Below are 6,479 nucleotides of genomic sequence, written 5' to 3'. Positions count from 1 at the left end.
TATGGGAGCGAGCCTGCTCGCGATGAGGCCGCCGGTTCTGGGTGAATCCCATTCGTCCGCGACATGATGTCCTTTCATATGCCTTCCAAAACCGGTTGGGGTAGAATGCCTCCCTTTTCTGCCCCCGATCCTTGAGGACCGCCATGTTCAGCCGTGATTTGACTATTGCCAAGTACGACGCCGATCTCTTTGCCGCCATGGAGCAAGAAGCTCAGCGCCAGGAAGAGCACATTGAGCTGATCGCTTCGGAAAACTACACCAGCCCTGCGGTGATGGAAGCTCAAGGCTCGGTACTGACCAACAAGTACGCCGAAGGCTACCCGGGCAAGCGCTACTACGGTGGTTGCGAATACGTCGACGTGGTCGAGCAACTGGCCATCGACCGCGCCAAGGAACTGTTCGGCGCCGATTACGCCAACGTCCAGCCCCACGCCGGTTCCCAGGCCAACGCCGCCGTCTACCTGGCGCTGCTGTCGGCTGGCGATACCATCCTGGGCATGAGCCTGGCCCACGGCGGTCACTTGACCCACGGTGCCAGCGTTTCGTCCTCCGGCAAGCTGTACAACGCCATCCAGTACGGCATCGACGGCAATGGCCTGATCGACTACGACGAAGTCGAGCGCCTGGCCCTGGAGCACAAGCCGAAAATGATCGTGGCCGGTTTCTCCGCCTACTCCCAGGTCCTCGATTTCCCACGTTTCCGCGCCATCGCCGACAAGGTCGGTGCCTACCTGTTCGTGGACATGGCCCACGTCGCCGGTCTGGTCGCCGCTGGCGTCTACCCGAACCCAGTGCCATTCGCCGATGTGGTCACCACCACTACCCACAAGACCCTGCGCGGTCCACGTGGCGGTCTGATCCTGGCCCGCGCCAACGCCGACATCGAGAAGAAGCTGAACTCCGCCGTATTCCCGGGCGCCCAAGGTGGCCCGCTGGAGCACGTCATCGCCGCCAAGGCGATCTGCTTCAAGGAAGCCCTGCAACCTGAGTTCAAGGCTTACCAGCAGCAGGTCGTGAAAAACGCCAAGGCCATGGCCGGCGTATTCATCGAGCGCGGCTTCGACGTGGTGTCCGGCGGTACCGAGAACCACCTGTTCCTGCTGTCGCTGATCAAGCAGGACATCTCCGGCAAAGACGCCGACGCCGCACTGGGCAAGGCGTTCATCACCGTGAACAAGAACTCGGTGCCAAACGACCCACGTTCCCCGTTCGTCACCTCCGGTCTGCGCTTCGGCACCCCGGCCGTGACCACTCGTGGTTTCAAGGAAGCCGAGTGCAAGGAACTGGCCGGCTGGATCTGCGACATCCTGGCTGACCTGAACAACGAAGCGGTCATCGACGCCGTTCGTGAGAAGGTCAAGGCGATCTGCAAGAAGCTGCCGGTGTACGGCGCTTGATATAACGCCAGGCGTTGCAAAAAAGCCCACATCGAAGGATGTGGGCTTTTTATTTATATCCCCCAAAATAAACCCGCCTGACAAAATCAATAACTCCAGTCCACCTCCTTTTCTTCACATCTCAACCCTTGAAACACACCCCTCAACACAAACAGCCGAGAAACCCATAACATCGAATCTCATCATTCACGACCACTTAGGTCGTCCATATAGGATGTGATCATTACATGGACAGTAAACTATCTTTCTCCGCAACACTCAGCCTGCCCGACATGAATATCCACTTGCTTGAAACGCTGCATGGGAAACCGGCACTGGCGACTCTTACTTCATTCAGCGGTGGTTTTTTCAGCGGCAGACCACAAACCGTCGACCACTCAAACCTGCTGGGCATGCACGCCAAAGCCGAGGGAGGCGTTATCCAGCCGCTGATGTTGCACTTTCGTCATACGGCCGGCGGCTATACCCTGTCCATCAAAAACACAGGGGAGCACCACAACAAATTCATTGGCAAAAGTTGGTTCGACGCAATAGGCGTAAAAGACTCGGGCAAACCAACCAGTTTTAAACTTGTCGACCAGAAAAACCGAGTCATCACACTGGAAAGCATAAAAGCCAAACACTCTCCCCTGTCGCTCATGACGGAAAACAAAAAATATATAGGCGGATTAAGAATGCGCGGGTCGCCTTATCGTTATCTGGCGGAAACCGAGGCACATTCAAAGTTGACATTCGTCCTCAGCATCATTTGAGTCGGGATCACCACGCCACTTCAATGAGACCCACACTGTGGGAGCAGAGCATGCTCCCGATAGCGGCGGCCCCGCCCAATCGGCTTTGAACTGACTTGCCTCCATCACGAGCATGCTTTGCTCCCATGGGCCTGGTTTGACTGACGAAAATCTGTGCCTCAGTTTTTTTGCGGAACAAAAAGGCTCAGGCACAAGGGTTTTCGCCTAACTGGTAAGACCGGTAAGGCCTAAATGCGAAAATTCACCTTGCCTCAACCCCAAACCCGCGCCTAGACTGCGCCTGCACTGGACAAACCGGTAAGACCACAATAATGAAGTCCGACGCCTGCCCTCCGTGCCGGCGAATAAGGACACCGAACCAGGAATCCCTCCCATGCTCAAATGGTGCTCGCGTTCGATCTTCCTTCAAGTTGTCCTCGGATTGGTGCTCGGCATCGTCTGCGGGCTTACCCTTCCCGAATATTCCGCACAGCTCAAACCCCTCGGCGACGGCTTTATCAAACTGATCAAGATGCTAATCGGCCTGATCGTATTCTGCGTGGTGGTCAGTGGTATTTCCGGCGCAGGCGATCTCAAGAAGGTCGGGCGCATCGGCCTCAAGTCAGTCATCTATTTTGAAGTGCTGACCACCATCGCCCTGGTGATTGGCCTGGTAATGGCCTTCAGCACCGGCATTGGCAGTGGCGCGAACATCCACCTGGAGCAGTTTTCCAGCGCGGACGTGGGTGACATCGCCCAACGTGGCCAGCACCTGGTGACCACCACCCAGTTCCTGATGAACCTGATCCCGACCTCGGTGCTCGGTGCCTTCGCGGATAACAACATCCTGCAAGTGCTGTTGTTCTCGGTACTGTTCGGCAGTGCGCTGAACCTGGTGGGCGACGCCGCCTCCGGCATCTCCCGGTTGATCAACGAACTCAGCCACGTGATCTTCCGCATCATGGGCATGATCGTGCGCCTGGCCCCCATCGGCGTCTTCGGCGCCATTGCCTTCACTACCAGCAAGTATGGGCTGGACTCGCTGCAACACCTGGGCAGCCTCGTCGGCCTGTTCTACCTGACCTGCGTCGCCTTCGTCGCTCTGGTCCTGGGCCTGGTGATGCGGTCGTCGGGCCTGCCAATGCTGCCGTTCCTCAAATACCTGCGCGAGGAACTGCTCATCGTGCTCGGCACTGCTTCTTCCGACGCCGTGCTGCCACAAGTCATGCGCAAGCTCGAACACCTCGGGATCGGCAGTTCCACCGTGGGGCTGGTCATCCCGACCGGTTACTCGTTCAACCTGGACGGCTTCTCGATCTACCTGACCCTGGCCATCGTCTTCATCGCCAACGCCACCGGTACGCCCCTGGCCCTGACCGACCTGCTGACCATCCTGCTGGTGTCGCTGATCACGTCCAAGGGTGCCCATGGGATTCCCGGCTCGGCATTGGTGATCCTCGCCGCCACGCTGACAGCGATCCCGGCTATTCCCGTGGTCGGCCTGGTGCTGGTGCTGGCGGTCGATTGGTTCATGGGCATCGGTCGCGCCCTGACCAACCTGATCGGCAACTGCGTGGCCACCGTGGCAATCGCCCGTTGGGAAAAAGACATCGATGTCCCGCGTGCGCGCAAGGTACTGTCCGGCCAGCAGGGCTATGCCTTCCAACCGAGAAAGCCGGTGGGCAGTGCCCATCAGCAGCAATTTTGAAAGCGCGCGATGCCCGCCTGCGGGCCGGCATCGCCTGATTGATCTTTGAGGAGCCCCATGTGATCAGTTCATCAACCGTCGTCAATTCCGTGGTGGAAAAACTACGCGCGGCCCTGGCCCGGGGCCAATGGCGCTCGGGCGACATGCTGCCGGGCCAGCGGGAGTTGGCCGAACAGTTGGGCATCAGCCGACCAAGCCTGCGCGAGGCGGTCATCGTGCTGGAAACCCTCGGGCTTGTGCGCTCGATGCCCGGCAAAGGCGTGGTGGTGCTGGAGGCCAACGCCAGCGATCCCCATGAAGGCAGCGCGGTAGCCGGTGCGAGCCTGGAAGACGTGCTGCAACTGCGCTACACCCTGGAGCCCTTCATCGTTGGCCTGGTAGCCCAGTCCATCAGCAGTAAGGAAGTCGGACAATTGCGCCTGACCCTCATGGACATGCGCGAAGCCCTGGAAGCCAATGACAACGATGCCTGCGCCAGCGCCTACATCGCGTTCCATGAGGAACTGTTTGCCCTGACGTCCAACCCGATCTTTCACAGTGTGGTGCAGCAGACCAGCAACGCCCTCAAGCAAAGTGCCGATGTGTTGCGCAATTCGCCCGAGCATCTGGCCGAACGGCTGGAAGAGAACGAAGCCGTGGTACGCGCCATTCGTGGCAAGAACAGCGCCCAGGCCAGTGCAGAAATGCGCCGGCATATCCTCCGGGAAGGCCAGCGCATGGGCATTGAACTGAATATCCCGGACGACAACCTCGCTACCTGAGCCACGCCTCGCGGAGACCGTCATGAACAACGTCATGTCCCATCAGCATCAACGCAATGTGCTTGCCACCCTGCCGCTGCCCGGCGCTGTCGGCAAGCCGTCGGTGGACGATATCTATCCGCGGATCTTCGACGCCATCCTCGAACAACGCATTGCTCCCGCCAGCCGCTTCACCGAGGAAGGCCTCGGGGATGTGTTCGGCGTCAGCCGCAGCATCATTCGTCGTGTACTGGCGCGCCTGTCTCACCAACAAGTGGTAATCCTGCGGCCCAATCATCGGCCGCAAGTCGCGGCACCGGACCTGGAGCAAACCCGACAAATCCTGCACGCCCGCCGGCTCACCGAACAGACATTGGTGCACCTGGCCTGCAAGGCTCCGCAACCCAGGGACTTGCAGCGTCTGCGTGATCTGGTGGCGCAGGAGCAACAGTGCCTGGAACGCGGCGAGCGCGGCCCGGCGATACGCCTTTCCGGCGAGTTTCACCTGCACCTCGCCTCCATGGCCGGCAACGCACCGCTGGCGCAGTTTCTCGGCAGCCTGGTGCCCTTGACCTCGCTGGCCCTGGCCCGGCACGAGATCAAGGCCCGCCGGCATTGTGCCTGGCAGGAGCATCTGGCGATCGTGGATGCCGTGGAAAACGGCAGCAGGGATGAAGCCGTACGCCTGATGGATGAGCACCTGGACCATCTTGAGCAAAAGCTGCTGATGGCCACAGGCACGGCGACGTCAAATTAAAGCGGCCTCGAATCCCGCGCGGATCTTCTCCTCGGGCAGCTCGTCGGCGATGAATACGATCACGCTTTCCCGGGCCTCATCGGGGGCCCATTCGGTGTCCCAATCGAAGCCGTACAACTTGAGGACACCTTGGAACACCAATCGACGGGGTTCGCCGGCGATGCTCAGCACGCCCTTGTAGCGCAGCAACTGTTTGCCGTGGTCTTCCAGCAACTGGTTCATGAACTCGCTGAGCTTGTCGATATCCAGCGGCTTGTCGGTACGCAGCACCAGGCTGCTGATGCGGTCGCCCGTGGTGGCCTTGGCAACCGGGCGCAAGCTGAACCCCGCGCCCAGGTCCGCATTGAGGTTGAAGCCGCGGATGTCGAGCAATTCAGCCAGATCGATCTGGCCATGTTCCACGATCCGGATGGGCGCCCGCCGGTTGATGCGGGTCAAGCGCTCGCCAAGGGCTTCGACCTGGGCAGCGTCCACCAGGTCGGTCTTGCTCACCAGAAGGCGATCGGCAAATCCGACCTGGGCCTGGGCGATGGCTTGGGCCAGGTGGACATCGGCGTGGGCGGCGTCCACCAAGGTCAGGATACCGTCGAGAATGTAACGCTCGCGCAGCTCCTCATCGATGAAAAAGGTCTGCGTCACCGGGGCGGGATCGGCCAGGCCGGTGCACTCGATCACCAGGCGATCGAAGGTGATATCACCGCTGTCCAGCCGTTCGAGCAACAGATACAGGGCCTTGGTCAGGTCAGTGTGAATGGTGCAGCACACGCAGCCGTTGGCCAGGGTCATGACCTGCACCGGCTCGTCGCCCAGCAGTTGCGTGTCGATGCCTGCGTCACTGAATTCGTTCTCGATCACGGCTATTTTCAAGCCGTGCTCGGCCTTGAGCAGATGGCGCAGCAACGTGGTCTTGCCTGCACCGAGGAAGCCGCTGAGGATCGTCACGGGAATGGGAGAGGACAAACAGAATCTCCTTGATGCAATTTTTTTGTGGGAGCGAGCAGGCTCGCGATGGCGCTGGGTCAGTCAATATCGAAGTCGATGGATAGTACGCCATCGCGAGCAGGCTCGCTCCCACAGGGAATCGGTGACAGGCACAAAACCTGAGCCCGCCCAAAAACAACTGTGGGAGCAAGGCTTGCCCGCGAT

At 59.8% G+C, this 6,479-nt stretch carries 6 protein-coding genes; 5 read left to right on the top strand and 1 reads right to left on the bottom strand.

The window, feature by feature from the left end; all coding sequences use genetic code 11:
* The first annotated feature begins 143 nt into the window (after positions 1-143).
* The 5 genes from glyA (at position 144) to ACODTO_RS29350 (ending at position 5,333) form a co-directional block, all read left to right on the top strand.
* A complete protein-coding gene (gene glyA / locus ACODTO_RS29370; RefSeq protein WP_024780756.1) occupies positions 144-1,397 on the top strand; it encodes a serine hydroxymethyltransferase in 1,254 nt (417 codons plus the stop codon).
* A gap of 227 nt (positions 1,398-1,624) precedes the next feature.
* A complete protein-coding gene (locus ACODTO_RS29365) occupies positions 1,625-2,149 on the top strand; it encodes a hypothetical protein (protein WP_489107465.1) in 525 nt (174 codons plus the stop codon).
* A gap of 373 nt (positions 2,150-2,522) precedes the next feature.
* A complete protein-coding gene (locus tag ACODTO_RS29360) occupies positions 2,523-3,836 on the top strand; it encodes a C4-dicarboxylate transporter DctA (protein ID WP_139649870.1) in 1,314 nt (437 codons plus the stop codon).
* Between the two features lie 59 nt (positions 3,837-3,895).
* Positions 3,896-4,597 carry a FadR/GntR family transcriptional regulator gene (locus ACODTO_RS29355; RefSeq protein WP_139649872.1) on the top strand — a complete coding sequence of 234 codons (702 nt, stop codon included), beginning with the start codon at positions 3,896-3,898 and terminating at the stop codon, positions 4,595-4,597.
* A 22-nt stretch (positions 4,598-4,619) separates the two neighbouring features.
* Positions 4,620-5,333, top strand: coding sequence for a GntR family transcriptional regulator (locus tag ACODTO_RS29350; RefSeq protein WP_464709733.1), 714 nt, complete (start codon positions 4,620-4,622; stop codon positions 5,331-5,333).
* On the opposite strand, the gene yjiA is transcribed toward ACODTO_RS29350, so the two are convergent.
* Positions 5,325-6,293 (bottom strand): GTPase, encoded by a 969-nt coding sequence (yjiA, locus tag ACODTO_RS29345; RefSeq protein WP_489107464.1) that lies wholly within the window; start codon positions 6,291-6,293, stop codon positions 5,325-5,327. The two genes, ACODTO_RS29350 and yjiA, sit on opposite strands and share 9 nt — an antisense overlap.
* Between the last annotated feature and the right edge of the window lie 186 nt (positions 6,294-6,479).

The sequence above is a fragment of the Pseudomonas sp. FG13 genome (assembly GCF_057809755.1).
The sequence above is the reverse complement of the archived record's forward strand: the minus strand, read 5'-3'. Positions and strand labels throughout refer to the sequence as shown.